This is a genomic window from Caulobacter sp. KR2-114 (genome assembly GCF_049446115.1).
In the GTDB taxonomy this organism is placed as follows: domain Bacteria; phylum Pseudomonadota; class Alphaproteobacteria; order Caulobacterales; family Caulobacteraceae; genus Acaudatibacter.
Window position 1 is genome coordinate 254,538 of record NZ_JBMSEC010000004.1, and the last position, 26,013, is coordinate 280,550.

At 72.7% G+C, this 26,013-nt stretch carries 17 protein-coding genes; 6 read left to right on the forward strand and 11 right to left on the reverse strand.

Translation table 11 applies throughout. The features are described 5' to 3' along the window. Together ACO2Q3_RS16460 and ACO2Q3_RS16465 are read right to left on the reverse strand one after the other, a co-directional pair. Complete coding sequence (locus ACO2Q3_RS16460) at nucleotides 1-1,251, reverse strand: DUF1254 domain-containing protein (RefSeq protein WP_423308436.1); 1,251 nt, start codon at nucleotides 1,249-1,251, stop codon at nucleotides 1-3. Between the two features lie 85 nt (nucleotides 1,252-1,336). After that, complete coding sequence (locus tag ACO2Q3_RS16465) at nucleotides 1,337-2,308, reverse strand: alpha/beta fold hydrolase (RefSeq protein WP_423308438.1); 972 nt, start codon at nucleotides 2,306-2,308, stop codon at nucleotides 1,337-1,339. A gap of 125 nt (nucleotides 2,309-2,433) precedes the next feature. On the opposite strand from ACO2Q3_RS16465, the gene ACO2Q3_RS16470 reads away from it, so the two are divergent. Next, the gene (locus tag ACO2Q3_RS16470) at nucleotides 2,434-4,947 is read left to right on the forward strand and encodes a zinc-dependent metalloprotease (RefSeq protein WP_423308440.1); all 2,514 of its coding nucleotides are present in this window, start codon (nucleotides 2,434-2,436) and stop codon (nucleotides 4,945-4,947) included. Between the two features lie 124 nt (nucleotides 4,948-5,071). Beyond that, nucleotides 5,072-5,554: a transcription elongation factor GreA gene (gene greA / locus ACO2Q3_RS16475; RefSeq protein WP_423308442.1), complete on the forward strand. Its 483-nt coding sequence runs from the start codon at nucleotides 5,072-5,074 to the stop codon at nucleotides 5,552-5,554. A gap of 19 nt (nucleotides 5,555-5,573) precedes the next feature. Here greA and ACO2Q3_RS16480 read toward each other — a convergent pair whose 3' ends face one another. From ACO2Q3_RS16480 to ACO2Q3_RS16510, 7 genes are read right to left on the reverse strand one after another with little or no spacing between them, the layout of a single operon-like run. After that, nucleotides 5,574-6,179, reverse strand: a complete 606-nt coding sequence (locus ACO2Q3_RS16480; protein ID WP_423308444.1) for a hypothetical protein — start codon at nucleotides 6,177-6,179, stop codon at nucleotides 5,574-5,576. Nucleotide 6,180: 1 nt separating this feature from the next. Next, nucleotides 6,181-7,968: an N-acetylglucosamine-specific PTS transporter subunit IIBC gene (gene nagE, locus ACO2Q3_RS16485; protein ID WP_423308446.1), complete on the reverse strand. Its 1,788-nt coding sequence runs from the start codon at nucleotides 7,966-7,968 to the stop codon at nucleotides 6,181-6,183. Beyond that, a complete protein-coding gene (gene ptsP, locus ACO2Q3_RS16490; protein WP_423308448.1) occupies nucleotides 7,965-10,490 on the reverse strand; it encodes a phosphoenolpyruvate--protein phosphotransferase in 2,526 nt (841 codons plus the stop codon). Before ptsP ends, nagE begins: the two co-directional genes overlap by 4 nt. Next, on the reverse strand, nucleotides 10,487-12,826 hold the full coding sequence (locus tag ACO2Q3_RS16495) for a family 20 glycosylhydrolase (RefSeq protein ID WP_423308450.1): 2,340 nt from the start codon (nucleotides 12,824-12,826) through the stop codon (nucleotides 10,487-10,489). The genes ptsP and ACO2Q3_RS16495 overlap by 4 nt, the downstream gene beginning before the upstream one ends. Further along, complete coding sequence (nagA, locus tag ACO2Q3_RS16500; protein ID WP_423308452.1) at nucleotides 12,819-14,006, reverse strand: N-acetylglucosamine-6-phosphate deacetylase; 1,188 nt, start codon at nucleotides 14,004-14,006, stop codon at nucleotides 12,819-12,821. Before nagA ends, ACO2Q3_RS16495 begins: the two co-directional genes overlap by 8 nt. Beyond that, nucleotides 14,006-15,076, reverse strand: a complete 1,071-nt coding sequence (locus ACO2Q3_RS16505) for an SIS domain-containing protein (RefSeq protein WP_423308454.1) — start codon at nucleotides 15,074-15,076, stop codon at nucleotides 14,006-14,008. The genes nagA and ACO2Q3_RS16505 overlap by 1 nt, the downstream gene beginning before the upstream one ends. A gap of 26 nt (nucleotides 15,077-15,102) precedes the next feature. Then, a complete protein-coding gene (locus ACO2Q3_RS16510; protein ID WP_423308456.1) occupies nucleotides 15,103-15,849 on the reverse strand; it encodes a GntR family transcriptional regulator in 747 nt (248 codons plus the stop codon). A 267-nt stretch (nucleotides 15,850-16,116) separates the two neighbouring features. Between ACO2Q3_RS16510 and ACO2Q3_RS16515 the strand changes: the two genes are divergently transcribed. Both ACO2Q3_RS16515 and ACO2Q3_RS16520 read left to right on the forward strand, forming a co-directional pair. Beyond that, nucleotides 16,117-18,825 carry a TonB-dependent receptor gene (locus tag ACO2Q3_RS16515; RefSeq protein ID WP_423308458.1) on the forward strand — a complete coding sequence of 903 codons (2,709 nt, stop codon included), beginning with the start codon at nucleotides 16,117-16,119 and terminating at the stop codon, nucleotides 18,823-18,825. Between the two features lie 157 nt (nucleotides 18,826-18,982). Further along, entirely contained in the window at nucleotides 18,983-20,980 is a 1,998-nt protein-coding gene (locus tag ACO2Q3_RS16520; protein WP_423308459.1) for a tetratricopeptide repeat-containing sulfotransferase family protein, read from the forward strand. On the opposite strand, the gene ACO2Q3_RS16525 is transcribed toward ACO2Q3_RS16520, so the two are convergent. After that, nucleotides 20,956-22,494 (reverse strand): sulfotransferase, encoded by a 1,539-nt coding sequence (locus tag ACO2Q3_RS16525; protein ID WP_423308461.1) that lies wholly within the window; start codon nucleotides 22,492-22,494, stop codon nucleotides 20,956-20,958. The genes ACO2Q3_RS16520 and ACO2Q3_RS16525 overlap by 25 nt on opposite strands. A 179-nt stretch (nucleotides 22,495-22,673) precedes the next feature. Here ACO2Q3_RS16525 and ACO2Q3_RS16530 point away from each other — a divergent pair, with 179 nt between their 5' ends. Then, entirely contained in the window at nucleotides 22,674-23,702 is a 1,029-nt protein-coding gene (locus ACO2Q3_RS16530; protein ID WP_423308463.1) for an aldo/keto reductase, read from the forward strand. Nucleotides 23,703-23,876: 174 nt separating this feature from the next. On the opposite strand, the gene ACO2Q3_RS16535 is transcribed toward ACO2Q3_RS16530, so the two are convergent. Continuing rightward, on the reverse strand, nucleotides 23,877-24,824 hold the full coding sequence (locus ACO2Q3_RS16535) for a S1C family serine protease (RefSeq protein WP_423308465.1): 948 nt from the start codon (nucleotides 24,822-24,824) through the stop codon (nucleotides 23,877-23,879). A gap of 110 nt (nucleotides 24,825-24,934) precedes the next feature. On the opposite strand from ACO2Q3_RS16535, the gene ACO2Q3_RS16540 reads away from it, so the two are divergent. Then, nucleotides 24,935-25,831 carry a ribokinase gene (locus ACO2Q3_RS16540; protein ID WP_423308467.1) on the forward strand — a complete coding sequence of 299 codons (897 nt, stop codon included), beginning with the start codon at nucleotides 24,935-24,937 and terminating at the stop codon, nucleotides 25,829-25,831. Nucleotides 25,832-26,013 lie beyond the last annotated feature (182 nt).

A 26,013-nucleotide genomic window follows, 5' to 3' on the forward strand; every position in this document is an offset into this window, starting at 1 on the left:
TCAGACCTTCTCGATGGGGGGCAGGCGGTAGCGGCCGTCCAGCAGCTCCGGCTTGGGCAGATAGGCCCGCATGAACAGGGCGAAGGGGCCGGCGGGGGCCGGCAGCCAGTTGCCGCGGCGGTCCTCCCCGGGGTCGGCGTGGCCGATCCAGATGTCCAGCGAGCCGTCGGCATTGGTCTGCAGGCCTGGGGTGCGATCGCCGATGGCGTAGCGGTCCAGCGGGTTGTCGGTGAAGAAGAACTGGCCGTCGGGCGTCGCCTCGTACAGGCTGAGCGACCAGAACGAATTCACCGGCAGCAGCCGGTCCGCCGGGAAGTGCAGCCGCCAGGCCTCGGCGCCATCGAACAGGTCGCGCGGCAGCGGCCCCTCGGCGCGCATGTACATCGCCTCCACCGGCGGCAGGGCCGCCAGGCCCGACAGAGCGACGGCGGCGCGGTAGACGTAGTCCTGCCCGAAGTCGCCGAGTCGCGCGGCCGGGTACGACCAGCCTTCGACATAGTGGCCGCCGCCCAGGCCGCCCTTGCGGGCGTCGGCGCGCGCCTCGGCGACGCCGGCCTCGATCGCCGCTGCCTCCGCCGGCGAGAACCGGCCGGGGTCGAAGGCCTCCAGGCCCAGCGGGGCCATGACCTTCAGCACCGCGCGGTCGGTGACCGGCGGCGGATTGTCGGCCATCAGCCGGGCGACGCCGGCGAAGTACTCGCCCCAGGGCGCCGAACGGTGCGGCGGAGCGGCGGGCGGCTCCACCGCGGGGCCCTGCATGGAGACGCCGGTCTGCACCGACTTGGCGGCGTCGATGTCGTGTGGACCGTCCACCAGGATGCGGGCCAGGGCCCAGACCTGGCGGGTGGGTGAGCGGACCACGTTGGGCCCTTCGGCGGCGTCGTTCGGCCCGACCAGGGTGAAGGTCCCGCCCTCGCCGCCGGTGGTGCGCGTGCCGAGGATGGCGAAGTTGTTGGAATAGGCGTCCATCAGCGCCAGCGACAGGTAGCGCTCGCCCGACGGTGGCAGGGTGAAGCTGACCGGGCCCTGCGACAGGTCCACCTGGGCGGTGGAATAGAAGGTGTCGTTGTTGGGCGTGGTCACCGCGCGCGAGGTGTGGTTGGCCAGGTTGCGCATGTGGCCGAAGACGTTCATCCGCGAGCCCACCGACAGGCCGCGCTGGCGGGTGTTGGCGATCTCGACCAGCGGCAGGGCGTAGAGCCAGGCGGTCCGCGCCGCCGCCTGCAAGGCCGCAAGATCCCGTTCCGCCATGCCGTCCTCCGATGCTTTGGCTGCGCTAAGAGCACAGTTCACGCGCCATGTCGCCGGTTCCGGCGCGGCGCTTTCCGGCGCGGCTCTAAGGCTTTGCCGGCAAGGCTTTCAGGAAGGCGTCGAGGTCGGCGGCGGAGCGGTCGGGGATCTGCTCCATCGGTACGTGGCCGACGCCTGGATAGGCGATCAGGCGGGCGCCCGGGATGGCCCGCGCGAAGCCCTGGCCGGCGGCGAAGGGGATCAGCGCGTCCTTCTCGCCATGCATCACCAGGGTCGGGACGTGGATCGCCGCGAACGTCGCCGCGGTGACGGGACGGCGCGGCTGCGACTGGCCGCGCAGCAGCAGGTCACGGTGGCCGGGCGCGCGCGACAGGAGCACGTAGCGGTCGACCAGCGCGGGCGTGACCAGCTTCGGATCGACATAGGCCGCCTTCAGGCCGTTCTCGGCCAGGCCGCGGGTGTCGATGTTGCGGATCAGCGCCCGTCCAACCGGGTTGGCCAGGATGGCGAAGATCGGGATCGGCCGCTCCCGCCCGGTGCGCGGCAGAGGGAAGCCGGCGGCGTCCACCAGCACCAGGGCGCGCACATGGTCGGGATGGCGCAGCGCCAGGTCCCAGGCGACCCCGCCGCCCATGGAATTGCCGCCGATGACATAGGTCCCGGCATGCAGCCGCTCGGCCACGGCGTCGACCAGGTCGGCGTTGGCGTCAGGCGAAGGCTGGTAGTCGGCCGGCGCGCGGGTCAGGCCGTGGCCCGGCAGGTCGAGGGTGATGATCCGGTACTGACCGCCCAGCCGCTGCACCCAGGGCTCCCAGGCATGCAGCGAGGCCGAGAAGCCATGCACCAGCACCAGGGTCGGCCCGTCCGGCCTGCCCTGATCGCGATAGTGCACGCGCAGGCCGCCCGGCAGGTCCATGAACCGCGACTGGGCGTTGGCGTAGCGCGCCTCGAGCTGGGCCCAGGGAATGTCCGGCCGCTGCAGGGCGAACCAGCCGACGACCAGCAGGCCGACGACGGCCAGCGCGCCCCAGCCGACGATGCGCAACGCCAGTCTCATGGCGGCTCCCCTCCCGTTTTGCGCGCAAGCCTCGTCCGCCTCACGCGGGAAGGCAAGGGCGACGTGGCGTCCGCCCGCGGCCTCCTCTAGGGTCGGCGGCTTCGGGGTTGCATCAGGGGGCGGACATGCTGAGGCGCGCGCTGGCGACGATGGCGATGACGGCGGCGCTGGGTCTGGCGACGGCCGGCGCGGCGCAGGTTCCGGCCAGGCCTCCCGCGACCGCCGACGCGTTCGGCGCGGCGACCGCCGGCCTGGAGCGCAAGGACGGCCTGCTCAGCGTCTATCTCGACCGCAAGGGCGGGCGGGTGCTGCTGGCGCTGAAGCCGGGCGGCGGCGAGGGGACCTATGGCCGGTTCCTCTACCAGGCCTATCTGCGCGAAGGGCTCGGCTCGGCCCCCGTCGGCCTGGACCGGTCCGACGCCGGCGCGCAGACCCAGGTTCTGGCCTTCCAGCGCGCCGGCAAGCGGGTGTTCGCCAACCTGGAGAACTACGGCTTCCAGGCGACGCACGGCTCACCGGACGAGGTGCGGGCGGTGCGCGACTCCTTCGCCAGCTCGACGATCTGGTCCGGCGACATCGTCGCCGAAGGCGCGGACGGCACGCTGCTGGTCGACGCCTCCAGCTTCCTGATCCGCGACGGGTTCGGCGTGGCGGACCGGCTGAAGGCGGCCAGGCAGGGCGCGTTCCACGTCGACGCCAGCCTCAGCTATCCCGACGTCGGCGAGACCCTGGCCTTCCCCGAGAACCTGGAGTTCGAGGCGCACCAGACCTTCGTCAGCGACGAGCCCGGCGACGAGGTCACCGGCATCACCCCGGCGGCGCACCAGATGACCCTGGTGGAGCACCACTCGCTGATCAAGCTGCCCGAGCCCGGCTACACGCCGCGCCTGGCCGACCCGCGCACGGGCGCCTTCGCCAGCGTCGTCGACGACTACAGCGCGCCGCTGGACAAGCCCGTGGTGATCCGCCTGGCGCACCGCTTCCGGCTGGAAAAGCTCGACCCCTCGGCGCCGCGCTCACGGGTCAAGAAGCCGATCGTCTTCTATGTCGACCGCAGCGCGCCCGAACCGATCCGCTCGGCCCTGGTCGAGGGGGCGTCGTGGTGGTCGCAGGCGTTCGAGGCCGCCGGCTACGTCGACGCCTTCCGCGTGGAGGTGCTACCCGAGGGGGTCAGTCCGCTGGACGCCCGCTACAACGTGATCAACTGGGTGCACCGGCAGAGCCGCGGCTGGTCGTACGGCGAGAACATCTTCGACCCGCGCACCGGCGAGATCATCAAGGGCGCGGTGCTTCTGGGCTCGCTGCGGGTGCGCCAGGACCGGCTGATCTTCGAGGGGCTGGTGGGCGCCGACAGGACCGGAACCGGGGCGCAGGACGACCCGGTGCGGGTGGCGCTGATGCGGATCCGCCAGCTGGGGGTGCACGAGAGCGGCCACGCCCTGGGCCTGGAGCACAATTTCGCCGGCAGCGCCTTCGGTGACCGGGAGTCGGTGATGGACTACCCGCCGCCGCGGGTGAAGATCGACGGCGACCGGCTGGACTTCTCCGACGCCTACAAGGTGGGCATCGGCGCCTGGGACCGCTTCGCGATCCGCTGGCTGTACGACCAGGCCCCGCCCGGCGAGGACCAGCAGGCGCGCCTCGACCGCATCGTGCGCGAGGGCTACGCCCAGGGGCTGAAGTTCGTCTCCGACGACGACGCCCGTCCGGCCCACGCCGCCAATCCGGCGGGCGCCCTGTGGGACGATGGACCCGACGCGATCGCCGGGCTGGCGCATGTGATGGCGGTGCGCCGCATCGCCCTGGACCGCTTCGGGCTACGCAACCTGCCGCCCGGCGCGCCGGTGGCGGACCTGAAGCGCATCGTCGTGCCGATCTACCTGTTCCACCGCTACGAGGTGGATGCGGCGGCCAAGCTGGTGGGCGGCGTGGACTTCGACTACCCGGTCGCCGGCGACAGCGGCCCGGTCTCCCGGCCGGTGGCGGGCGTGCGCCAGCGCCAGGCCGCGGACGCGCTGATGGCGACCCTGGAGCCGGCGGCCCTGGACCTGCCGGACCCGCTGATCGCCCTGCTGTCGGCCGGCGGCTACAGCGATCGCGACAAGGCCTGGGACATCGAGGTGTTCGGCAAGTCGGAAACCCCGGTGTTCGACCTGTCGACGGCGGTGGAGGCGGCCGCGGACATCACCTTCGGCGACCTGTTCGACGTGCAGCGGCTGAACCGGGTCGAGGACCTGGGGGCGCGCGACACCAGCCAGCTGGCGCTGGGCGAACTGATCCGCAAGACCACGGACGCCGCCTTCCCGGCGCGCAAGGCCACGGGCCGCGAGGCGCTGATCCGGCATCGGGTGCAGGCGCGGCTGATCGTCTGGCTGGCGCGCGACCTGCAGGACGGCGCGCTGTCGCCCGCGGCGGCAGCGGACATCCGCGCCGGCCTGGACGAGCTTGGCCGGCGCCTGAAGGGGGCGGCTGGGCCGGCCGGCGCCCAGGCCCGCGACTTCGCGGCCATCCTCGCCGACCCGGCGCGGCTCAAGGCGCTGGCCGAGGCCGACAAGGCGCGGCACGTCTCGCCGCCGCCCGGCATGCCCATCGGCGGGGAGGATTGCTGGCTGTGCGCCACCGACCTTCCCGCGCCGTGATCACTTTGCGCGTTATCCGGATGATCTTCGCTCCCGGCGGGAAACCCCAGCGCCGCGCCACCGCTTCTACGACCATGAGCCAGCCCATGTCCGTCAACGGATTGCACAGCCAAGGACGCGCCCGATGAGCGTCGCCTTCACCAAGGAAGGCGATCTGGAATCGACCGCCGCCGACCTGCCCGACCGTCCGATCTCGCCCCACCCCAACCTGGTCACCGCCAGCGGCCTTGCCGCCCTGGAGGCGGGCCTGGCGGAGGCGCGCGCCGCCTATCACGCCGCCCAGGCGGCCGGCGACGTGCAGGACGATCGCACCGCCATGGCGCGGGCGACCCGCGACCTGCGCTATTTCGGCGCCCGCCGGGCCTCGGCGCAGCTGGTCGAGACGCCCCCCGACCCCGATCGCGTGGTGTTCGGCGGCCAGGTCACTTTCGAGCGCGAGGACGGCCGCCAGCAGACCTTCCGCATCGTCGGCGAGGACGAGGCCGATCCCACCCAGGGCTCGGTGTCCTACGTCTCGCCGCTGGCCAAGGCGCTGCTGGGCAAGGCGGTCGGCGAGACGGCCATGGTCGCCGGCGACGAGGTGGAGATCCTGTCGCTGGGGGCGTGAGCCGGGGCGCCGCCGGGCGCTATTGTTTCACGCACAGCGGCAGGGCCACGAACGGCGGGGCCACCTGGATCGGGTCCGGCGGGTCCTTGCCCACGGTCCCGGGCGCCCCGTAGCCCACCGCCAGGGATTCCGCCCCGGGCTCACGGGCCGGGGCCGTCTGGTAGCCGTAGAGCCGATAGGTCGTCCCGCCCTTCGCCGCCACAGGCGCCGTCACGCTCACCACGGGCGCGGTCACCACGATCTGGCCGGCGCCGGCCAGCGTCTGGCGCGGGATCATCCCGGGCGCCAGGCTGGGGTTGGCCGCCCAGTAGTCCGGCGGGTTGATCGGCGGCGCCGGCGGCGGCTTCAGCACGATCGGCGGAGGCGCGCCGGGCGCTGGGGGCGGCGGCGGCGGTTCGATCGGCAGGGCGGCCTGCGGACCCGAGGCCGGCACGCCGGGCATGGCGCCGACGATCACCCGTCCGTCGGCGTCGGCGAAGCGCTTCCATCCGCCGGGCAGCTTTTCGCACACCGTGCCGGGGACGAAGGCGATCACCGCGCCCGCCGGCAGGCCCGACTCGGCCAGGGCGTGACCCGCGCCTGCGACCAGGGCCAGGACGATGACGGCGAGGCGCGCGGCGCGCATCTCAGGCCACCGCCGCAGACAGGGTCTTCAACCCCGCCAGCGCCGGCTCGGCGTCCGGCCCCAGCAGCACGTGCAGGGTTCCCGGCTTTGGGCGGGCGAGCCCGCGCGCGGCCAGGGCGCGCAGCGCCGGCTCGTTGACCTTGGCGTCGTCGGCGACGTGCAGGCTGAGCCGGCTGCAGGAGGCGAACGCCTCTGTCAGGTTCTCCGCGCCGCCGAGCGCCGCGAGCAGGGCGCCGGCCAGCACGGTGTCCGGCGGCGCGCCGGCGGCGGCGGACGCCGTCGAAGCCGCGTGGGTGGGGGCGAGGGCGGCGGGGGCGCCCAGCGCCTCCCGCATTTCCCGCGCCAGGTTGTCCGCCGTGGGACCGATCACCACCTGCAGGTCGCGCGGCGAGGGCCGGATCAGGCCGCGGGCGCCCAGCGCCTTCAGCGCCGGCTCGTCGACCGCGCCCTGGTCGGCGACCACCAGGCGCAGGCGCGTGGTGCAGGCGTCGATGGAGACCAGGTTGCCCGCCCCGCCGAGGGCGTCGACGAAGCCGCGGGCGCGGCCGCCGGGCGCGCCGGTCGCGGCAACGGCGGGCGCGGTGATCGCCTCGACCTCGCGTCCTGGCGTCTTCAGGTCGAAGCGCTGGATGAAGAAACGGAACAGGCCGTAGTAGAGGCCGAAATAGACCAGACCCACCGGGATCAGCAGCAACGGGCGGGTAGCCTTGCCGAAGTTCAGCACATAGTCGAACAGGCCCGCGGAGAAGCCGAAGCCAAGCTTCACCCCCAACAGGTCCATCACCACCATCGACACGCCGGTCAGCACCGCGTGGATGGCGTAGAGCGCCGGGGCCAGGAACATGAAGCTGAACTCGATCGGCTCGGTGACCCCGGTCAGCAAGGCGGTCAGGGCGAGCGAGAGCAGCATGCCGCCCACCGCCTTGCGCCGTTCCGGCAGGGCCGTGTGGTACATGGCCAGACACGCCGCCGGCAGGCCGAACATCATCACCGGGAAGAAGCCGCTCATGAAGGCGCCCGCCGTGGGATCGCCCTTGAAGAAGCGGTTCAGGTCGCCGGTGGCGCCGTGGAAGTCGCCGATGATGAACCAGGCGACGTTGTTCAGGATGTGGTGCAGCCCGGTGACGATCAGCAGCCGGTTCAGCACGCCGAAGGCGAACAGGCCGAGCGGGCCCGCCGCGACGATGGCGTGGCTGAGGTCGTCGACGCCGGCCTCGATCGACGCCCAGCCGAGGCCGACCACCAGCGCCAGCACCAGGCCGGCCAGGCCGCTGACGATCGGCACGAACCGCCGCCCGCCGAAGAAGGCCAGGTATTCCGGCAGCTTGATGGCGCCGAAGCGGTTGTAGAACGTCCCGCCGACCAGCCCCGAGACGATGCCCAGCGGCACGCCCAGCCGGTGGAGGGCGCCGTCCTTGAACGCGGCCGTCGCCAGGTCCCTGGCCTTGCCGGCGAACCCGGCCAGCGCTTCCGGCGGGGCCACGATCAGGGCTTCGGCGCCCTTGGTCGAGACCAGGAAGCAGACCACCCCGGCCAGGCCCGCCGCGCCGTTGCCGTCGCGGGCGAAGCCCACGGCCACGCCGATCGCGAACAGCAGGCCCAGGTTGTCGAAGATCGCCGACCCCGCCGCCGCCATGAACGGCATGTTCAAGAGGTCGTCGTTGCCGAGCCGCAGCAGCAGACCCGCCACCGGCAGGACGGCGATCGGCAGCATCAGCGCGCGGCCCAGGGGCTGCAGCGCCGAGAGGCTGAAGCGCGGCGCGCGGGACGGCGCGGCGGCGAGGGTCATGGCTGGGCTCCCGACTGGAGGGGAAGGTCTGTGGCCAAGGTCAGGGCGCGGACCGCCTCGGCGGAGACCTGGTTGATCGCCCGGTCCGCCAGGTCGTGGCAGGCCGGCAGGGTCAGCCCGCGCACCAGGGCCTTGATCTCCGGGACGGCGGAGGCGGCGCCGGAAAGTTCGGTGACGCCCAGGCCGATCAGGATCGGCACGGCGGCGAGATCCGAGGCCAGGGCGCCGCAGACCGCCACCATGCGCCCGTGTTTCGCCCCGCCCGCGGCGGCGTGGCCGATCAGGCGCAGCACCGCCGGGTGCAGGGCGTCGATCTGGCCGGCCAGCTCGGCGTTGGTGCGGTCCATCGCCAGGGCGTATTGCGACAGGTCGTTGGTGCCGATGGACAGGAAGTCGGCCTCCGCCGCCAGCAGGTCGGCGGTGACCGCCGCCGCCGGCGTCTCGACCATGATCCCGACCTGCGGCCGGGACGCGCAGCCCAGTTCGGCGGCCGCCCCGTCGGCCAGGGCGCGGGCCGCCCGCAGCTCCGAGAGGCTGGCCACCATCGGCAGCATGATGCGGCACTGGCCTTCGGGCGCCGTGCGCAGGATGGCGCGCAGCTGGGTCTTGAGCAGGTCTGGGCGCCAGAGGCCGACGCGCACGCCGCGCAGGCCCAGCGCCGGGTTGTCTTCCGGCGGCAGCGGCAGATAGGCCAGCGGCTTGTCGCCCCCGGCGTCCAGCGTGCGCACGATCACCGGCCGGCCGGCCAGGGCCTCGGCCACCGCCTGGTACTCGCGCGCCTGCTCGTCCTCGCTTGGCGCCGCCTGGCGATCCAGGAACAGGAACTCGGTGCGCAGCAGGCCGCAGCCCTCGGCGCCCGTCGCCGCCGCCGCGCGGGCCTCGGCCACGCTGGCGACGTTGGCGAACACCTCGATGCGCACGCCGTCCGCCGTGCGCGCGGCCTCGTGCGCCGCGGCCTGGACAGTGCGCTTGCGCGCCCGCGCCTGAGCCAGGCGCGACTGCGCCGCCTCGATCTCGGCCGGCCTGGGCGCCACCTGCAGCAGGCCGGCGTCGCCATCGAGGATCAGCAGGGCCCCGTCCTGCACCGCCATCACCCGGGGTCCGGCCGCCACCACCGCGGGGATGTTGAGCGTCGAGGCCAGGATCGCCACGTGCGAGGTCGGCCCACCCCGCGCCAGGCAGATCCCGGCGATGCGCGCGGCGTCGAGGCCGATCAGCTGCGAGGGCAGCAGATCCTCGGCCAGCAGGATGGCGTTGTCCGGCAGCGCCCGCTCGGCGGCGGCTTCGCCGCTCAGCGCCAGCAGCACCTGCCGTTCCAGATCCTTCAGGTCGTCGGCGCGCTCGGCCAGGCGCTGATCGCCCAGCCCCTCCAGCACGGCCACGTGCGCCTGCATGGCCCCGCGCCAGGCGACCCCGGCGCTGTCGCCCCGGCAGATCGCCTCGCGGGCGGCCTCAACCAGTTCCGGATCCTCCAGGAAGGCCAGATGGGCGTCCAGGATCGCCCGCTGGTCGGCGGACCCCGCGCGCGCGCGTTCGGCGATCTGGCCGCGCACGGCCGCGATCGCCGCCTCCAGCGCCTCGGTCTCCTCGGTCACACCGGAGGCGACCAGGGACACCTCGATCTCGGGCTCGTCCAGACGCACGGCGGCGCCGATGGCCAGGCCTGGCGCGGCGCGCACGCCCTTGAGCGTGGTGAGGGGCACGACCTGGGCGCCGGTCGGCTGCGAAGGAACCTCGGGCTCCGGCGCGACAGCCGCCGGCATGGCGTTGATCTGGTCCTCGATCACCCGCGCCAGGACCTCGACCGCGGCGACCGCGTCCTCGCCGACCGCGCTCAGGGTGACCACATCGCCGCCGCGCACGCCCAGCGACATCACCGCCACCGGACTGCGGGCGCTGGCCCGCCGCTCGCCGAACTCGACGTGGGTGACGGCGGTCAATCCCTTGGCGGCGTTGGCCAGCACCGCGGCGGGACGGGCGTGCAGCCCGTGGCCGTGGGTGACGGCGACCTGGCGGCGCGCCTCGCCGCCCGCGGCGGCTTCGGCGGCGGCCATGGCCGACATCGGCGTGAGCGTCATCAGCGGATCGCCGACCCGAACGGCCCGGCCCTCGACGTGCGTGCTGACGAAGAAGGCGTCGCCGTTGGTGACGATCACCGGCGTGATCAGGCTCTTCGCCCGCCGGGCGATGATGTCCATGTCGAACCGGACCAGGGCGTCGCCGACCCGGACCGGCTGCCCGGCGGCCGCCAGCACCTCGAAGCCTTCGCCCGAAAGGCCGACCGTCTCCAGGCCGATGTGCATCAGCACCTCGACGCCGGAGACGGAGCGCACGCTGACCGCGTGGCCGGTGTGATGCACGCTCAGCACCACGCCGTCGCAGGGCGCGCACAGCAGGGCGCCGGTCGGGTCGATGGCCACGCCGTCGCCCAGCATGCGCTCGGCGAACACGGCGTCGGGCGTCTCGGCCAGCGGCGCGGCCCAGCCGTCCAGCGGCGAGAACAGGGTGAGGGTCTGGGTCATCGGGCGGCGTCCTGTCGGGCGTCGGTGAAAGGGGCCAGGCGCACCCAGTCGACGGCCCAGGTCGGGTCGACGGCGCGGGCGGTGAACTGGAGACACAGGTCGTGGCGGCCGGACCGGGGCGGCAGGTTGGCGGTCAGAGTGGTGACGCCGTCGCGCGGCGCGGCGCGCGCCAGCGGCAGGCTGGCCACCAGCTCTCCGGCGCAGCCGTCGCGCACCTCCAGCTCGCCCTCCGGCGTACGGGTGGGCCGCAGCGGGATGCGCGCGCGATCGGCGCCCAGCTGGAAGTTGAACGGCAGGGCGCCGACCGCCACGGTCAGCACGCCGCCGGCGGAGAGGTCGCGCTGCGGGAAGATCCAGCACGGGTTCATCAGGTCGACCAGCATCACCGCGCGCGGCCCGGCCGCGGGGGCGGGCCCCTCCAGGTCGAGCGTCAGCTTGTCGGTGCAGGCGCGCAGGGTCTGGCTGACCCGCCGCTGCCAGAAGGCGCCATCCAGCCGCAGGTCCAGCGGCCGGGAGACCGGCGCGGCGCCGGCGAAGGCCTGGGCGCGCAGGCGCTCGGCCCCGGCGGCGATCGGGGCGGCATAGGCGGGGGAGACCGGCGTCGGGGACGAGCCGTCCAGGGTGTAGTGGATCTGGCCGACCCCGGAGAGACTGGTCAGGACGACCTGGTCCCGGCCGGTGATCGGGTCGGCCTGCGGGGTCGCCTTCAGCGCCAGGGCGCTCTCATCGGCGTTCAGCCCCAGGGCGCGGTAGCGGGCCAGCTCGCCCGGCAGCCGCTGCAGGAAACCGGGCCAGGCCCGCGCGCCCGCCGGCGACCAGCCGACCTCGGCCACGGCAGCGGCGCGCGGAAAGGCCATCGCGGCCACCCGCGCCTCGGTGCGGATGTGCTCGGTCCAGATGTTGGCCTGCAGGCCCAGGATGTGCCGCCGCTCGGCATCAGTCAGGCGGCCGGGGGCCGGGTCGAAGCCGTAGACGTCCTTCAGGGTGATCACCGCGCCGCGGCCGGGCGGCTCGTCCGGCAGGTCGCTCTGGCGATGGTCGAAATAGAGGATCGGCGAGGGGGCGAGCACGGCGTCGTGGCCGGCGCGCGCGGCCTCCAGCGCCCAGTAGACCCCGTGCCAGGACATCACCGTGGCGCTGGGCGGCAGGCCGTCGGAGACGATCTCGTCCCAGCCGACCAGCTTGCGCCCGTGGGCCGACAGGAAGGCGTCGATGCGCTTGAGGAACTCGCCCTGCAGCACCGTCTCGCTGGCCACGCCCATGGCCTTCATCCGCGCCTGCACCTGGGGCGAGGCCTTCCACTGGTCGCTGACCGCCTCGTCGCCGCCGATGTTGATGTACCGGCTGGGGAACAGGGCCATGACCTCGGTGAGCACGTCCTCGAGCACGGCGAAGGTGCGGTCGTCGTAGTTGTAGATGGTGGGGAAGACGCCCCAGTCTCCCTGGATCGATGGCGGCGCCGGACCGGCCGAGCCGAGCTCCGGATAGGCCAGGATCGCCGACAGGGCGTGGCCGGGCATCTCGATCTCCGGCACGATGGTGACCCCGCGCGCCTGGGCGTAGGCCACCAGCCGGCGCACGTCGGCGGCGGTGTAGATGCCGCCGTAACGGACCGGACGGCCGGTCGCCGGGTCCACATGCCGGTCGGCGCCGGACCCCACGCGCCAGCCGCCGACCTCGGTCAGCCTCGGATACTTCGGGATCTCCAGCCGCCAGGCCTGGTCGTCGGTCAGGTGCCACTGCAGCACGTTCAGCTTGTGCAGCGCCATCCAGTCGATGAACTGCTCGATGAAGGCCGGCGACTGGTAGTGCCGCGCGGAGTCCAGCAGCAGGCCGCGCCAGGCAAAGCGCGGCGCGTCATCGATGCGCACCGCCGCGATCGTCACCGGCCCACGGCCCTCGTCCGGGGTCATCAGCTGCCAGAGGCTGGCGACGCCATAGAACAGGCCGGCGGCGGACCGGGCGGTGATCCGCGCCTCGCGGCCGCCGACATCGAGGCGGTAGCTCTCCGGCTCATCGCCGCCGCCCCGGGCGAACACGATCACGGTGGGCGCGGCAGCCGGGGCGACCGGGCGGATCGGCAGGGAGAGCCCGCGGCTCTTCAGCGCCAGGGTCTGCAGTTCGCGCGCGCTGCTCAGGGCGTCGGCGTCGCCGGCCGGCGCGACGATCACCGTCGCCGCGGTCAGCCGGAAGGGGGCGGCGTCGGCCGGAGTCTCCACCGCACGGGGCGCCGGGACGATATCGACGGCGGCGAAGGCGGCGCCGGCCAGGGCCGACCCCAGCAGGGTCAGGCCGATCAGGATCGCGCCGAGCAGCCAGCCGCGCGGGCTAAGCACGACCGCCCCGTCGCGCGCCGGGCCGCAGGGCGCTGTCCGCCGCGGCCGAGTCGACGCCGGCGATCCAGGTGTCGAGCACGCCCAGGTCGTCGTCGGCCAGGACCAGGTCGGCGAGATAGCCGGGGGCGATGCGGCCACGCTCGTGATCGAGGCCGAGGAACTCCGCCGGGTTGCGGCTGGCCAGCCGGCTGGCCTCCTGCAGCGACAGGCCCAGCATCTGCACGGCGTTGCGCACCGCCGCAGCCATGTCCAGGGCCGAGCCGGCCAGGGTGCCGTGCTCGTCGACGCAGGCGCCGTTCTTGACGGTGATGGTCTTGCCCTGCAGCTCGAAGCTCTGCAGCGCCGTGCCGACGCAGGGCATGGCGTCGGTGACCAGCATGAACCGTTCCAGCGGGCGGCAGCGCAGGGCCAGCTTCAGCACCACCGGATCGACGTGGCGGCCATCGACGATGATCCCCGCCCACGCCGTCTGGTCCTCCAGCGCCGCGCCGACCACGCCGGGCTCACGGCTGGTGAGGGGCGACATGGCGTTGAACAGGTGGGTGAAGCCGGTCATCCCGGCCTCAAGCGCATGGCGGACAGTGCCGTAGTGGGCGTTGGTGTGGCCCGCGGCGACGACCACGCCGGCCTGGACCAGCCGGGCGATGACGTCCGGCGTGGTGGCTTCGGGCGCCAGGGTCACCAGGGTGCGCCCGCTGTTCAGGGCCGTGACCAGGTCGAAGGCGTCCTGGTCCAGCCGGCGGAACTTGCCGGCGTCGTGGATGCCCTTGCGCTTGGCGTTGAGGAACGGCCCCTCGATGTGCAGGCCGAGCACGCCGGGAATCCCGGCCGCGATGGCCGCGTCGGTCGCCTCCACCGCCTCGGCCACCACCGACAGGTCGTCGCTGATCAGCGTCGGCAGCAGGCCGGTCGTACCGAACCGGCGATGGGCCGCGGCGATGGCGGCGATGCCCTCCACGCTCGGCTGGTCGTTGAACAGCACCCCGCCCCCGCCGTTCACCTGGGTGTCGATGAAGCCAGGCAGCAGCAGGGCGCCGCCAAGGTCGCGGGTGCGCGCGCCGCCCAGCAGGGTCTCGGCCGCGCCGACGGCGGCGATGCGGTCGCCCTTCAGGCGCACGGCCAGGCCCTCGACCAGGCCCCGGTCGGTCATCACGCGGCCGTTGAGCAGAACCAGGTCCATCAGCGGGTCTCGGTCACCTTGGCCAGGTGGGGCGGCCGGTCCGGGTCGAAGCCGCGGGCCACGGCGAGGTTCGCCGCCAGCCGGTAGAAGGTCTGCACCTGGACGATCGGCTGCAGCGCCGGGTGGGTTTCGACGGTCGGCAGGTCGAGCACGCCCGCGATCGGTCGGCCGCCGGCCTTCATCGCCGCCGCCCCCTGGTCGGCGCAGGCGCGGATCACCGCCTCGACGCCGTCGCGGGTCTCGTCGTCCTGCACGAAGGCGATCACCGGGAAGCCCGGTCCCACCAGCGCCATCGGCCCGTGCCGCACCTCCGCGGCGCTGAACGCCTCGGCGTGCAGGCCACAGGTCTCCTTGAACTTCAGCGCCGCCTCCTGCGCCACGCCGAAGCCCGGGCCACGGCCGAGGGTGTAGAGGTTGGTGGCGCCCAGCAGCGCCGGCATCGCCGCGCTCCAGTCCTGCGCCCACGCGGTGTCGAGGTCGTCCGGCAGGCGGGCGATGGCCGCCTGCAGCGCCGCGTCGTCGGCCCAGGCGGCCGTCAGCTGGGCGGCGGCGGCCAGGGCGGCGATGTAGGACTTGGTCGCCGCCACGCTGCGCTCCGGCCCGGCGGCCAGCGGGATCACCACGTCGGCCAGCTCGGCCAGGGGCGAGTCCGCGACATTGACCATCGCCACCAGCAGGGCGCCGGCGGAGGCGGAAGCCTCGGCGGCGGCCAGCAGATCCGGGCTCTTGCCGGACTGCGAGATGGCGATGCACAGGGCGCCCTTCAGGTCCGGCGACTGGTCGTAGACCGAGCTGACCGACGGCGGGGCCGAGGCGGTGACCACCCCCAGGCGGGTCTCGATCAGGTAGCGGGCATAGGTGGCGGCGTGGTCGGAGCTGCCGCGACCGAGCGTGGTGACCAGCCGCGGCGGGTCGCGCCGCAGCCTCGTCGCCAGGTCCGCCACGAGCGCTTCATTGGTCCGCAATTGGTCGCGGACCACCTGCGCCGCCTGAGCCGCCTCGCGGAACATGCCGGTGGCGGACGCGTCTTGCGGCGGAACGGGCGGGCGGGACGCCGGGCGGGCACTCAAGAGCACAACTCCTCTGGGGACGCGGGTCAGGAGGCCGAGGTGTTCAGCTCGGCCACGAAATCGTAGGCGTCGCCGCGATAGTACGACTGGGTGAACTCTACGGGACGGCCGTCCTTCAGGAAGCCGCGGCGCTCGATCAGCAGCCCCGGCGCCCCGTCGGCCACGCCCAGCAGGCGGGCCCGCTCGCTGGTGAACAGCACCGCCCGCAAACGTTGCAGCGCGCGCGCCGGCCGGTGGCCGTGCTTGTCCAGCGCCTCGTACAGCGACTCGCCCACCACCGCCTCGTCGGGCAGGCAGAAGCCGGGAATAGCGGAATATTCCAGCGCCATCGGCGAGCCGTCGGCATAGCGGATGCGGTTGAAGCGATAGACCACCGCGCCCGGGCTGAGACCCAGGGTCAGCGATTCCTCCGGCGTCACCTGGCCGGTGGAGCGCGACAGCCAGACGCTCTCGGGCTTGCGCCCGCGCGAGATCATGTCTTCCGAGAAGCTGGAGAGCTTGGAAAAGCTCTTCTCCACCCGGGCGGCGACGAAGGTGCCGGCCCCCTGGCGGCGGGTCAGCAGCCCCTCGTCCACCAGGGCGTCGAGCGCCTTTCGCACGGTGATGCGCGAGACCTTGAATTCTTCGGCAAGATCCCGTTCCGGCGGCAGCGCTTCGTCCGCCGTCAGCCGATTGTTGGCGATCGCCTCCCGCAAGGCGCGCTGCAGCTGCTGGTACAGCGGCGCGCGGCCCTGTTCATCGAGCGTGCCGATGACATCGGAGAATGACGCCAAGTCGGGATTCCTTTCCTCGCGGCGCGACCCTCAGGGCCGCTTCGGTGACGTTTGTGCCACATCATAGGACCATTTGCATACCAATAAATGATTGGTCTGGCATTGGTGCTGATTTGGGCTTGCAAATGTCTCAAGATTTGTGACAGCCTCTTAATGTCGCAGCCAATTGGTCGCCTATTTCCGACAGAGCAGACCAGATTGGTATGGAAATGGACTTATGGGGCGGACCGCAACAGCCTGCCGGTCCGTACAGGGGAGAATAGAGCCATGGACGTTCGTAGGCGTATCCTAATCGCTTCGGTAAGCGCTGTCGCGATAGCGGGCGCCTCAGCGCCGGCCCTGGCCGCAGATGCCGACAAGAGCAGCGACACCACCGTCGGTGAAGTCGTCGTCACCGGCTTCCGCGAGTCGCTGGAACGCGCCATCGAGATCAAGCGCACGACCATCAACCAGGTCGACGCCATCTCCTCCACCGACATCGGCAAGCTGCCCGACAAGAACGTCGCCGACGCGCTGCAGCGCATCCCAGGCGTGAACACCGAATCCTCGGCCGGCGGCGAAGGCGGCTTCGACGAGAACGACCGCGTGTCGATCCGCGGCACCTCGCCGAGCCTGACCGAAGTGATGATCGACGGACACTCGGTCGCCACCGGCGACTGGTTCATCCTCGACCAGTACCAGACGGTGGGCCGCAGCGTCAGCTTCAACCTGCTGCCCTCCGAGATCGTCTCCTCCACCCTGGTCTACAAGACCCAGTCGGCGGACCTGATGGAAGGCGGCGTGGCCGGCGTGGTGGACGTCATCACCCACAAGCCGCTGGACTTCACCAAGACCTGGACCTTCCAGGGCCAGGCCGAGGCCGCCTACAACTCGATCAGCGGCGAGAGCAAGCCGCAGGTCAACGCCTTCATCAACTGGAAGAACGCCGACAACAGCTTCGGCGTGTCGCTGGCCGGCTTCTACGAGCAGCGCAGTGTCGAGCGTTACGGCCAGGAGACGCTGGGCTACACCACGATCGACAACACCATGCCGATCGGCCAGGCGCACCCGGACACCATCGGCGTGCAGGCGCCGACCCTGATCGGCTCCAGCCTGTTCAAGCAGGAAAAGACCCGCGAGGGCGGCAGCTTCGCCGTGGAATATCGCCCAAGCGACAGCGTCGAGCTGAACCTGAGCGGCTTCTACTCCAAGCTGGACGCCGGCAACGTCAACGACAACTACATGTACTGGGGCACCAACGAGCTGGCGAAGAACTCGCCGACCTCATACAGCATCAAGGACAACACCCTGGTCAGCGTCGTCTGGCCCGCCGGGCCGAACGGCCTGGTGGTGGACGCGATCACCCGCCCGCACGAGAACTCCTACACCTCGTACATCAACCTCGACGGCAAGTTCCGGGTCAGCGAGCACATCATCCTGAAGGGCCAGATCGGCTACACCCAGGGCGCCGGCAACACCCCGCAGCAACCCTCGTTCGAAGTGGACGGCGGGACCCAGGGCATCTCGGCGACCCGCGCCGGCAACGGCTGGACGATCACCCCGGTGGGGGTGAACACCCAGAGCGCCGCGGGCCTGTCCAACGACTGGGCCTGGAATGCGATCTTCAACTCGGTGGACAAGGAGATCTACGGCAAGGTCGACGGCGACTGGGAAGTCGACAACGGCGTCTTCAAGGACGTGCTGTTCGGCTTCCACGCGGCCGGCCACACCCGCAAGGTCGACGGCTGGGACCGCGGCTGCACCCTGGGCGCCAACAACAATTGCTGGAGCTCGCCGACCATGCCGTACTCGGCGGTCAACCCGACGCCCTATCCGAGCGGCTACACCGCCGGGGCGCTGGGCGTGCCGGGGCTGCTGATCCCGATCGCCGGCAATCCTGGCGACATCGCCAACGTCATCAACAGCATCAACGACGGCGTGCACGGCCCCGCCTCGGTGATCCACACGCCGCAGAACTACTACTGGCTGGCCACCTTCAAGGTGCACGAGAACGACTACGCCGGCTACGTGATGGCCAAGGTCGGCGGCGACGGATGGCGGGGCAACTTCGGCGTGCGCCTGGTCGAGACGCAGGAGAATTCCTACGTCAACTCGCCCACCGCGCTGAGCGCCAACGCCACCGCGGTCACCACCTCGGCGTTCGGCAACTACTTCATCAACCACATCGAACATAACTACTTCGACGTGCTGCCGAGCGTGAACTTCACCTTCGACCTGAAGCCGAACCTGTTCCTGCGCATGTCGGCGGCCGAGACCATGTCGCGGCCCGACTACAGCGCCCTGGGCGGCACGGTGTCGCTGACCGACCTGACCCTGACCGGCAGCGGCGGCAACGCCAACCTCAAGCCGGTCAAGGCCGCGGTCTACGACGCCGCCCTGGAATGGTACTACCGGCCCGGCGCGATCGCCGCGGTCAGCGTGTTCTACGACGACCTGTCCTCGTACATCTCGTACGGCATCACCAAGGGCAGCTACGTCGACCAGCTGCTGACCGGCAACAACGGCCCGCCGGTGTACGCGACCTACAGCATCTCCTCGCCGATCAACACCTCGGGCGAGCTGAAGGGCGTCGAGGTGCAGGTGCAGCAGCCGCTGGGCATGGGCTTCGGCTTCCAGGCCAACGCCACCTACATCGACGGCCACGAGTCCGGCGGCGGCCCGCTGGTCGGCACCTCCAAGTGGACGGCCAACGTCGTCGGCTACTACGAGAACAAGTGGCTGAGCGCGCGTCTGGCCTACACCTACCGTTCGCACTACTTCATCGGCCTGGACCATGCCTCGCCGGAGAACGAGGCGGGCGTCGGCCAGCTGGACATGTCGGTCAACGTCAACGTGACCCCGAACGTCACCCTGTCGGTCGACGCGCTGAACATGACCAACAGCAAGCTGATCTACTACGCCGCCAATCGGACCCAGGTGCGCGCGGTGTACGACAACGGCACCCAGCTGTTCGCCGGCGTGCACGTGAAGTTCTAGGCGTCTGCGGCCGGATCCTGCGGGATCCGGCCGGACTTTCGATCCACGCCGGGTTCGGCGTCATCTTCCCCAACGACTTCGCGGAGCAGGCCCCCTGCTCCGCGTTTTTGTTTTTGCGGGGGCCTCGCGCATAGTCGGGTCTCCGCCCGGAGAGCCGATGGCCGAAGACCTCGCCGCCAGCCTGCAGCACGCCACCGCCCTGCTGGGCCAGGACCCGGCCGCGGCCGAGGCCCGCGCGCGTGAGATCCTGGCGCGCACGCCGCAGAGCCTCGAGGCCCAGGCGGTGCTGGGCGCAGCGCTGCGCGCGCGGGGCGCGCTGGCCGAGGCCCTCGCCGTGCTCGCCCCATTGAGCGCGGCGCCCGACGCCGGCTGGATCGCCGCCTTCGAGCTGGCGCGCGTGCGGCTGGCCCTCGGCGACAGCCGGGGCGCCGTCGCGCCGCTGCGCCGCGCCGTGGCGCTCAACCCGGACCTGACCGCGGCCTGGCGGCTGCTGGGCGACGTGCTGCTGGTCGCCGGCGACGTGGCCGGGGCCCAGGCGGCCTACGACCGCCTGCCGCGCGCGCAGATCCGGGGCCCAGCCCTCGCCCAGGCCGCCGACGCCCTCGCCGAAGGCCGGCTGCCGGCGGCGGAGTCAGCCTTGAAGGCGCTGCTGGACGCCGATCCCGGCCTGCTGGGCGCCGCCCAGCTGCTGGCCGAGGTGCTGGCCAGGACCCGGCGGCTGCCCCACGCCGAGGCCCTGCTGGCCCAGGTCCTGGCCCAGGCGCCCGGCTTCGTCGCCGCGCGCGTCAGCCTGGCCTCGGTGCTTCTGGCCAGCGGCAAGCCCGCCCCCGCGGCGGCCGAGCTGCAGCGGGTGCTGGCGGCCGATCCGCAGAACGTCCGCGCCCGCGCGATGCTGGCGGCGGCCCTGGCGGAAACCGGCGACTTCGCCGGCGCGGCCGGACTCACGCAGGGCCTGCTGCAGGCCTTTCCGGACCAGCCCAACGCCTGGCTGCTGCTGGGCAACACCCTGCGCACCCTGGGCCGCATCGACGAGGCGGTGGACGCCTATCGCCGCTGCCTGGCGCTGGAGCCGGACCGCGGCGAGGCCTACTGGGCGCTGGCCAACCTGAAGACCTATCGCTTCACCGCCGCGGAGCTGGCCGCGCTCGAAGCGGCCGCCGACCGGACCGATCTCGATCCGGCCGATCAGGCCACCCTGGCCTTCAGCCTGGGCAAGCATCTCGAGGACGAGGGCCACGCGGCCGAGGCGATGGCCCGGTACGCGCGCGCCAACCGCCTGGAACATGACCGGCGGGGCTACGATCCGCAGCGCCTGACCACCCTCGTCGCCCGCACCCGGGCCCTCGTCACCCCCGCCTTCCTCCGGTCCCGCGCCGGCTGGGGCGACCCGCGTCCCGATCCGGTGTTCATCGTCGGCATGCCGCGGTCGGGCTCGACCCTGGTGGACCAGATCCTGGCCAGCCATCCGGCCATCGAGGGCCTGGGCGAGTTGCAGGACCTGCAGACCCTGGCCGACTGGATCGCCCTGCAGCCCGCTCGCCAGGGCGGCGGCTATCCCGACGCGCTGGCGGACCTTCCGCGCGAGACCGCCGCCAAGCTCGGCGCCGACTATCTGGACTGGACAAGCGCCTACCGCCGGCAGGGGCGGCCGCTGTTCACCGACAAGGCGCCCTGGAACTTCCAGCACGTCGCCCTGATCCGGCTGCTGCTGCCCAACGCCCGGATCGTCGACGTGCGGCGCCACCCGATGGCCTGCGGCCTGTCGATCTACCGCCAGCACTTCGCCCAGGGCTGGGACTTCTCCTACGACCTGGCCGACATCGGCCGGGCCTACGCCGACTACGTGGCGCTGATGGCGCACGTCGACGCCGTCGCGCCGGGCGCCGTCTGCCGGGTGATCTACGAGCGGCTGGTGGCCGATCCTGAGGGTGAGATCCGCCGCCTGCTGGACCACCTGGGCCTGCCGTTCGACGCCGCCTGCCTGCGCTTCTTCGACAACCCGCGGGCGGTGGCGACGCCCAGTTCCGAACAGGTGCGCCAGCCGATCTTCGCCGACGCCGTCGACCACTGGCGCGCCTTCGAAGCCGAGCTGGCCCCATTGAAGGCGGCCCTGGGGCCGGTGCTGGACGCCTATCCCGAGGCGCCGTCGCCGTAGCCGAACGCCTCGATCCAGGGCGCCAGCATCGGCAGCACCGGCGCGAGCTGTTCGGCGTAGCCGCGCCAGCGGCCGGCGTGGCGCGTGGTCAGGCCTTCGCGCAGCTGGGCGGCGCTGGGCGTGCGCACGAGGCGCCGGGCGGCGGCCCCGGCCAGGTCGAGCATGGCCGGCTCCAGGGCAAGGCCCAGCCAAGCGGCCAGGGCCGCCAGCTCGCCCTGCGGGTCGGCGATCAGCGCCTCGTGCCGCGCCTCGCGCCAGGCCAACGGCAGCAGCGCGCGGTACCGCCGCGCCAGGGCCATGCAGGCGTCGTAGCAAGCGGCCGTCTCCGCCAGGTCCGTGAACGCGTAGGTCATGGCGTTCATCTGGAAGTTCTGGCGCAGGCAGCTCAGCACCACGTCGCGCGGATCGCGCACCGCGAACAGCACCTTCGCCGCCGGGAACAGCCGCGCCACCAGGGGCAGCCAGGCGGTCCCGGCCGGCTGCTTGTCGAGGAACAGGCGGCCTTCCACGGCACATCCTTCGGCCTTCACCGTCGCCCAGTAGCGGGCGCGCCAGGCGGCGGCCTCGCGCTCCGGGAGGGCGGCCAGCCGCTGCAGCCCCTCGGCGTCGCCCATGAACGCCGCGAACGGTTCGGCCAGGGTCGGCCCCTCCTCCAGGGCGACGACGCCGACGTGGGCGGCCAGCATCTGTTCCAGCAGGGTGGTGCCCGATCGGGGGAACCCCACCAGGAAGACGTGCGCGGCGGCCTCGCCGGGCGCGGGCGCGCGGATCGGCGCCGCGCGCCAGGGACCGGGATCGGCCTGCGCGAACCAGGCGTCCAGCCGGAGCAGCCGCGCCACCTCGCCCTCGCGTCCCGCCGCCCGCTCGGCATAGAGGCCCCGCAGCAGGCCCTTGCCGTGGGTCGCCGCGGCGAACGCGCCGGCCGGGTCGCCCAGGCCGTCGAGCGCCTCGCCCAGCAGCAGCAACGCCTCGGCGCGGGGGGCCGGCGCCAGGGCTGGCCCCGCCAGAAGGGCCTCCAGAGTGACCTTTGCCGACGCCAGGTCGCCCCGCCCGACCGCGATGCGCGCGGCGAGCCAGTCCAGCCCCGGCGCGCGGTCCGGCCGCACCAGCAACGGCGCGGCTAACGCCTCCGCGGCCGACCAGTCGCCGCGCTCGACCGCCAGGCTGGCGAGGCCGAAGCGGGCGTCCGCATGATCCGGCTCCAGGCCCAGCGCGGCCTGGAACGCCGCTTGCGCCTCGTCGACACGGCTGAGGCTCTGCAGCACCGCCGCCTGGGCGCTGAGCAGGTCGGCGGTGATCGGCGCATGCCGGCGGGCCTGGTCGAACACCTGCAACGCCAGCGCCGCGCGGCGGGCGGCGAAACAGCACCGCACCAGGGCCGCCCAGCCTGCCGGGTCGCCCGGCGCCTGCTCCACCACACGCCGCAGCAGGCCGATCGCCTCGTCGAAGCGACCCTCGGCCTGCAGCCGGCCGGCCGCGGCCAGCCTTGCCGCACGATCGCCCGCGCCGCTCATGAAGGATCCGCCCGCATCGTCCGTCGGTCTTAAGCCGAGCCGCGTGCGGGCCAAAGCCGCCGCTTGCGCGAGGGCCATTTTGTTCAACGCCCGAGCTTCCCCGGGCCGACCACAAGCCTATATCCGGCAAGGCCCGGCGCGCGCCCGCGCCGAGACGATCCCCACCCAGGAGCTTCCCCATGGAATACCGCCGCCTCGGCCACTCGGGCTTCAAGGTGCCCGCACTCAGCTTCGGCACCGGCACCTTCGGCGGCACGCCGGGCATGCTGCGGGGCTGGGGCTCCACCGACGTGGCGGAGGCCCGCAAGCTGGTGGACATCTGCCTGGAGGCCGGGGCCAACATGTTCGACAGCGCCGACATCTATTCGAACGGCGCGGCCGAGGAGGTGCTGGGCGAGGCGATCAAGGGCCGTCCGCGCTCGGACCTGCTGATCTCCACCAAGGCCACCTTCCGCTCCGGCAAGGGGCCAAACGACGTCGGCTCGTCGCGCTGGCACCTGATCGAGGCGGTTGAAAAGTCGCTGAAGCGGCTGGGCACCGACTACATCGACCTGTTCCAGCTGCACGGCTACGACGCCCAGACGCCGCACGAGGAGGTGCTGTCGGCCTTCGACCAGCTGATCCGCGCCGGCAAGATCCGCTACATCGGCGTCTCCAACTTCTCCGGCTGGCATCTGATGAAGGCGCTGTCGGTGGCCGACCGCTACGGCTTCCCGCGCTATGTGGCGCACCAGGCGTACTATTCGCTGGTCGGCCGCGAGTACGAGTGGGAGCTGATGCCGCTGGGCGTCGAAGAGGGCGTGGGCGCCGTGGTCTGGAGCCCGCTGGGCTGGGGCCGCCTGACCGGCAAGATCCGCCGCGGCCAGCCCCTGCCCGAGGTCAGTCGCCTGCACGACACCGCCCAGTACGGCCCGCCGGTGGAGGACGAGCACCTGTTCAAGGTGGTCGACGCGCTGGACGCCGTCGCCGCGGAGACCGGCAAGACCGTCCCGCAGGTGGCGCTGAACTGGCTGCTGCAGCGGCCCACCGTCGCCACCGTGGTGATGGGCGCCCGCAGCGAGGCGCAGCTGCGCGACAACCTGGGCGCCGTCGGCTGGGCCCTCACGCCCGAACAGGTCGCCGCCCTCGACAAGGCCAGCGCCGTCACCCCGGTCTATCCGTATTGGCACCAGCGCCAGTTCGTGGAGCGCAATCCGTCGCCGGTGTGAGGGATCTCCACTCCACGCCGTCCCCTTACACTGTCATCCCGGAATGGGCGTCAGCCCATATCCGGGACCGCCGGAAACGCTGACGTTCGCCGGCCGTAGCGGGCGCCGGCGCTTGCCGCGGTCCCGGATATCCGCTGCGCGGATTCCGGGATGACAGAAGGGGGGAAGGCGGTGCTAGGCGTCCAGCTCCGGCCGCACGGTCAGCGTCTCGATGCTCGCCGCCCGGATCACCGTCACCGCCACCGCCTCGCCGGCGATCTCCGCGGTGAGCAGCCGGTGCAGGTCGTCGACGGTGAACACCCTGGCCTCGCCGAAGCTCAGCACCACGTCGCCGGCCTTCAGGCCGCCGCGCTCGGCCGGGCCGCCGGGGGCGATCTCCGAGACCAGCACCGCGGTCTCGCCCTCGCGCTGCAGCCGCCGGGCCAGGCGGGCGTCCAGCGGCGTGGTCTGGCCGCCGAGGCCGAGGCGGGCGCGGCGCACCTTGCCGTCGCGCATCAGCCGGGCGGTGACGTCCACGGCGGTGTCGATGCCGATGGCGAAGCACAGGCCCTGGGCCTGGCCGATCATGGCGGTGTTGACGCCCACCACCCGGCCCAGGCCATCCACCAGCGCCCCGCCGGAATTGCCGGGGTTCAGGGGCGCGTCGGTCTGGATCACGCTCTCGATCAGCCGGCCGCTGGGCGAGCGCAGGGTGCGGCCGAGCGCGCTGACGATGCCGGCGGTGACCGTGGCCTGGAAGCCGAGCGGATTGCCGATCGCCACCACCAGCTGGCCGACCTTCAGGCCCGACGAGCGGCCGAAGGCGGCGTGCGGCAGGCCGGTCGCCTCCAGCCTCAGCACCGCCAGGTCGGTGGCCGGATCGTCGCCGATCAGCCGCGCCTCGAATCGCCGCCCGTCGGTGAGGCTGGCGGAGAGCCTGGTTGCGCCGGAGACGACGTGGCTGTTGGTCAGCAGATAGCCGTCGGGGGCGAAGATCACGCCGGAGCCGGTCCCCTGTCGGCCGTTGCCTTGCGTGGCCGAGATGTGCACCACCGCCGGCCCGACGGTCTCGAAGGCGTGGGAAACGCGGGCGGAATAGGGATCGAGCGCTTCATCGGCGCGCTCGGCCGTGTCGAATGCCATGGCGCTTAGGTGGGCGCGCTGCGAACGGCTCGCAAGGTGGCCCCCGCGAGGCCCTCCCGGCCGTGAAATTTCTCCTTGGCGCCGAGGCGGCGGGCTGGCCTATGGCGGCCATGAGCGTCTGTGTCATCGGATCCCTGAACCTCGACATCGTCTGCCGCGTGCACGCGCTGCCGGCCCCCGGCGAGACCGTCGCCGGCCTGTCGGTGAGCCGCGTGCCCGGCGGCAAGGGCGGCAACCAGGCCGCCGCCGCCGCCCGCTGTGGCGCGCCCACGGCGATGGTCGCCGCGATCGGCCAGGACGAGGCCGGCGAGATCATGCTGGCCAGCCTGAAGGACGCCGGGGTAGACACCGGCCGCGTGGTGGCCCTGCCGGGCGAACCCACCGGGCAGGCCTTCATCTGGGTCTCGGACGCGGGGGAGAACAGCATTGTCGTCGCCGGGGGCGCCAACCACCGGCTGACCCCCGACCAGGCTTCCGACCTCGCAGGGCGCAAGGTGCTTCTGGGCCAGCTGGAAACGCCGGTGGCCACGCTCCAGGCCGCGTTCGCGCGCGGCGGCGGGGCGATCCGCATCCTCAACGCCGCACCGGCCCTGGATGAGGGCCGCGCCCTGCTGCCGCTGACCGACATCTTGATCGTCAACGAGACCGAGCTGGCCCGCTACGCCGACCTCGCCGCGCCGCCCGAGGCGCTGGAGGACATTGCTGTCGCCGCGCGCACCCTGATCGGCCGCGACGACCAGACGGTGATCGTCACCCTGGGCAAGGCCGGGGCCGTGGCCGTGCGCCGGGCCGGCCTGCACCGCGTCGAGGGGCGGCCGGCCAAGGTGGTGGACACCACCGGGGCCGGCGACTGCTTCTGCGGCGTGCTGGCCGCGCGGCTTTCGGAAGGCGCGTCGCTGGAAGAGGCCATGGCCTGGGCCAATGCCGCCGCCGGTCTCTCGACGGAAAAGCCCGGCGCCGCGCCGTCGATGCCGACGCGTGCGGAGATCGCGGCGCGGCTGGGGTAGCGGCGGGACCGGCGGCGACCGGGGAAGCATCCGGCGGCAAGAGCCCGGGCCTTGGGCTGACCGCCTTGCTCGAGGCTTGGACCGGCCGGCGCTGGCGGCGCTCTCTCAACCGCTTCTGAGGCGCGCCTTCCGAATACCCGGCAATCCCAGTAGAACAGGCGTTCTGGCGGCGCCCGGGCGCG

Bases quoted from the DNA above. Each gene is read 5' to 3' on its own strand.
- greA (WP_423308442.1), top strand. From the start codon at position 5,072: ATGAGCGTCGCCTTCACCAAGGAAGGCGATCTGGAATCGACCGCCGCC.
- ACO2Q3_RS16480 (WP_423308444.1), bottom strand. From the start codon at position 6,179: ATGCGCGCCGCGCGCCTCGCCGTCATCGTCCTGGCCCTGGTCGCAGGC.
- ACO2Q3_RS16540 (WP_423308467.1), top strand. From the start codon at position 24,935: ATGAGCGTCTGTGTCATCGGATCCCTGAACCTCGACATCGTCTGCCGC.
- nagE (WP_423308446.1), bottom strand. From the start codon at position 7,968: ATGACCCTCGCCGCCGCGCCGTCCCGCGCGCCGCGCTTCAGCCTCTCG.
- nagA (WP_423308452.1), bottom strand. From the start codon at position 14,006: ATGGACCTGGTTCTGCTCAACGGCCGCGTGATGACCGACCGGGGCCTG.
- ACO2Q3_RS16460 (WP_423308436.1), bottom strand. From the start codon at position 1,251: ATGGCGGAACGGGATCTTGCGGCCTTGCAGGCGGCGGCGCGGACCGCC.
- ACO2Q3_RS16470 (WP_423308440.1), top strand. From the start codon at position 2,434: ATGCTGAGGCGCGCGCTGGCGACGATGGCGATGACGGCGGCGCTGGGT.
- ACO2Q3_RS16525 (WP_423308461.1), bottom strand. From the start codon at position 22,494: ATGAGCGGCGCGGGCGATCGTGCGGCAAGGCTGGCCGCGGCCGGCCGG.
- ACO2Q3_RS16515 (WP_423308458.1), top strand. From the start codon at position 16,117: ATGGACGTTCGTAGGCGTATCCTAATCGCTTCGGTAAGCGCTGTCGCG.
- ACO2Q3_RS16465 (WP_423308438.1), bottom strand. From the start codon at position 2,308: ATGAGACTGGCGTTGCGCATCGTCGGCTGGGGCGCGCTGGCCGTCGTC.
- ptsP (WP_423308448.1), bottom strand. From the start codon at position 10,490: ATGACCCAGACCCTCACCCTGTTCTCGCCGCTGGACGGCTGGGCCGCG.
- ACO2Q3_RS16535 (WP_423308465.1), bottom strand. From the start codon at position 24,824: ATGGCATTCGACACGGCCGAGCGCGCCGATGAAGCGCTCGATCCCTAT.
- ACO2Q3_RS16530 (WP_423308463.1), top strand. From the start codon at position 22,674: ATGGAATACCGCCGCCTCGGCCACTCGGGCTTCAAGGTGCCCGCACTC.
- ACO2Q3_RS16520 (WP_423308459.1), top strand. From the start codon at position 18,983: ATGGCCGAAGACCTCGCCGCCAGCCTGCAGCACGCCACCGCCCTGCTG.